Below are 2,841 nucleotides of genomic sequence, written 5' to 3' on the forward strand. Positions count from 1 at the left end.
CGCTCGGTCATGCCGGCCATGGCGCGCTGAAAGGCGTGGGAATGGAGGTTGACCGGTGCGGGCAACACGGCACCAACACGCATATCTGCCGGTCCTGCGGAGACGCCTTCCGTAACCGAGTCGATGCGGCCATCGACCCCGAGAACGACGCGTACGTCGCTTGCCCAGCGCCCGTCCAGCAATGCCTGCTGCGCCCAGATAGCTCGCACGTCAAACCCCATTGACACCTCGTTATGTGCATACATAATAGACACAGATGCGAGTTAATCAAGGCGCTTTCTGATGTCGCGACTGCTCCTGAGCAATGGAAAGATTGCCACCATGGCCCTGGGCGGGCACGCTTATGGCTTGATCGAAGGCGGCGCCTTGCTGATTGAAGCCGGGCGGATCGCCTGGTGCGGCGCGGGAGCCGATCTCCCGGGCGAGCTTGCCGGCGCCGACCGCTTCGACCTCGCCGGCCGCCTCGTCACGCCCGGCCTGATCGATTGCCACAGCCACCTCGTCTTTGGCGGCAACCGCGCCCGCGAATTCGAACTTCGGCTGGCCGGTGCGAGCTACGAGCAGATCGCACGCGACGGCGGCGGCATCGTCTCGACAGTTGCCGCCACCCGGGCCGCCAGCGAGGAGGACCTCTTCCGCGCCAGTCTCGATCGGGTCGACGCCCTCCTGGCCGAAGGTGTCACGACGCAGGAGATCAAATCCGGCTATGGACTGACGATCACCGACGAACTCAAGATGTTGCGCGTCGCCCGCCGCATCGGCAAAGAGCGCCCGGTGAGCATCGTCACGAGCTATCTCGCCGCCCATGCCGTGCCGCCCGAATTCCATGGCCGGGCCGATGCCTATCTCGCTGCTGTGGTCCTTCCCGGGCTTGAGGCCGCGCACCAGGAGGGCCTCGTCGATGCCATGGACGGCTTTTGCGAGGGCATCGCCTTTTCGCCCGTCCAGATCGATCGCGTTTTCAAGCGAGCCCGCGACTTGGGCCTGCCGGTCAAGCTGCACGCCGAGCAATTGTCCAACCTCGGCGGTGCGGCCCTCGTCGCCCGCTATGGCGGTCTTTCCGCCGACCATCTCGAGCACCTCGATGCCGCAGGGGTAGCGGCCATGGCCGCATCCGGCACCGTGGCCGTGCTCCTGCCCGGCGCCTTCTACACGCTGCGCGAAACCCAGGCGCCGCCGGTCGATCTCCTCCGGCAGGCTGGCGTGCCCATGGCTGTCGCCACCGATTGCAATCCCGGCTCCTCCCCGCTCAATTCCTTGCTTCTCGCCCTCAACATGGCGTCCACCCTGTTCCGATTGACACCTGAGGAAGCGCTTGCCGGCGCCACGCGCAATGCGGCTCGGGCCCTGGGCCTTGCCGACGCTGGCGTGATCGCGCCCGGCTTCCGCGCCGATCTCGCCATCTGGGACGTCTCCCATCCCGCCGAGCTCGCCTATCGCATCGGCTTTAATCCCCTTCACCGCCGCATCCATGCCGGAGTGCTGACCCCATGATCCTGACCCCTGGCACAGCCACGCTGGCCCAACTGGAAGACATCTATCGCTCCGACTGCGTTGTCACGCTGGACCGCGCTTTCCGGCCCCCAGTCGAAGCGTCCGCCCGCCGTGTTGCCGAGGCGGCGGCCGGGGACGCGGCGATCTATGGCGTCAATACAGGCTTCGGCAAACTCGCCAGCGTCCGCATCGAGGCCAAGGACACGGCGCGCCTGCAGCGCAATCTCATTCTCTCCCATTGCTGCGGCGTCGGCGAGAATACCCCATCGCCAGTGGTGCGCCTGATGATGGCCCTGAAACTCCTCTCCCTCGGCCGCGGTGCGTCGGGCGTCCGCTGGGAGATCATCGCCCAGATCGAGGCCCTGTTCGATCATGCCATTCTGCCCGTCGTTCCGGCCCAGGGTTCGGTGGGCGCCTCGGGAGACCTGGCGCCCCTTGCCCATATGACTGCCGCCATGATCGGCGAGGGCGAGGTGGATTATCAGGGGCGCACCATGCCTGCCGCCGAGGCCTTGGTGGCTGCTGGTCTTTCGCCGCTTGTGCTCGGCCCCAAGGAAGGGCTGGCGCTGATCAACGGCACCCAATTTTCCACCGCCTTCGCGCTGGCCGGCTTGTTCGAAGCCTGGGCCAATGCGCGGGCTGCGGTCGTCACGGGGGCTCTATCCACCGATGCCATCATGGGCTCGACTGCGCCTTTCGAGGAAGAGATCCACACCCTGCGCGGCCATCGCGGCCAGATCGAGGTGGCCGCTGCCTTGCGCTATCTCATGGCCGGTTCCGCCATACGCGACAGCCATCTTGAAGGCGACAAGCGTGTCCAGGACCCATATTGCATCCGCTGCCAACCGCAGGTGACCGGCGCCAGCGTCGGCCTCCTACGCCAGGCGGCGGCCACCCTCGAGGTCGAAGCCAATGCCGTCACCGACAACCCCTTGGTCCTGACCTCGACTGGCGCCATCGTCTCGGGCGGCAATTTCCACGCCGAACCGGTCGCCTTCGCAGCCGACCAGATTGCGCTGGCTGTCGCCGAAATCGGCGCCATCGCCCAGCGCCGCGTCGCGCTCATGGTCGATCCGACGCTGTCCTTCGACCTGCCGCCCTTCCTTACCCCCGATCCTGGGCTTAACTCCGGCTACATGATCGCCGAGGTCACCTCGGCGGCGCTGATGAGCGAGAACAAGCATCTCGCCAATCCCTGCTCGACTGATTCCACGCCCACCAGCGCCAATCAGGAGGACCACGTGTCCATGGCCGCCCATGGCGCGCGACGGCTGATGCGCATGAACGCGAACCTCAGCCAAATCCTTGGCATCGAGCTGCTCTGTGCCGCCCAGGGGGTCGAATTCC

General features: G+C 66.3%; 3 protein-coding genes. 2 read left to right on the forward strand and 1 reads right to left on the reverse strand.

Annotation, left to right across the window (positions count from 1 at the left end):
• The coding region (locus tag AC5JLB_RS23555; RefSeq protein ID WP_495876263.1) for a hypothetical protein at positions 1–221 on the reverse strand (221 nt) is incomplete at its 3' end.
• A gap of 61 nt (positions 222–282) precedes the next feature.
• Here AC5JLB_RS23555 and hutI point away from each other — a divergent pair.
• Complete coding sequence (gene hutI / locus AC5JLB_RS23560) at positions 283–1,494, forward strand: imidazolonepropionase (protein ID WP_495876264.1); 1,212 nt, start codon at positions 283–285, stop codon at positions 1,492–1,494.
• The coding region (hutH, locus tag AC5JLB_RS23565) for a histidine ammonia-lyase (protein WP_495876265.1) at positions 1,491–2,841 on the forward strand (1,351 nt) is incomplete at its 3' end. The genes hutI and hutH, both read left to right, overlap by 4 nt.

This window comes from Myxacorys chilensis, from assembly GCF_059505265.1.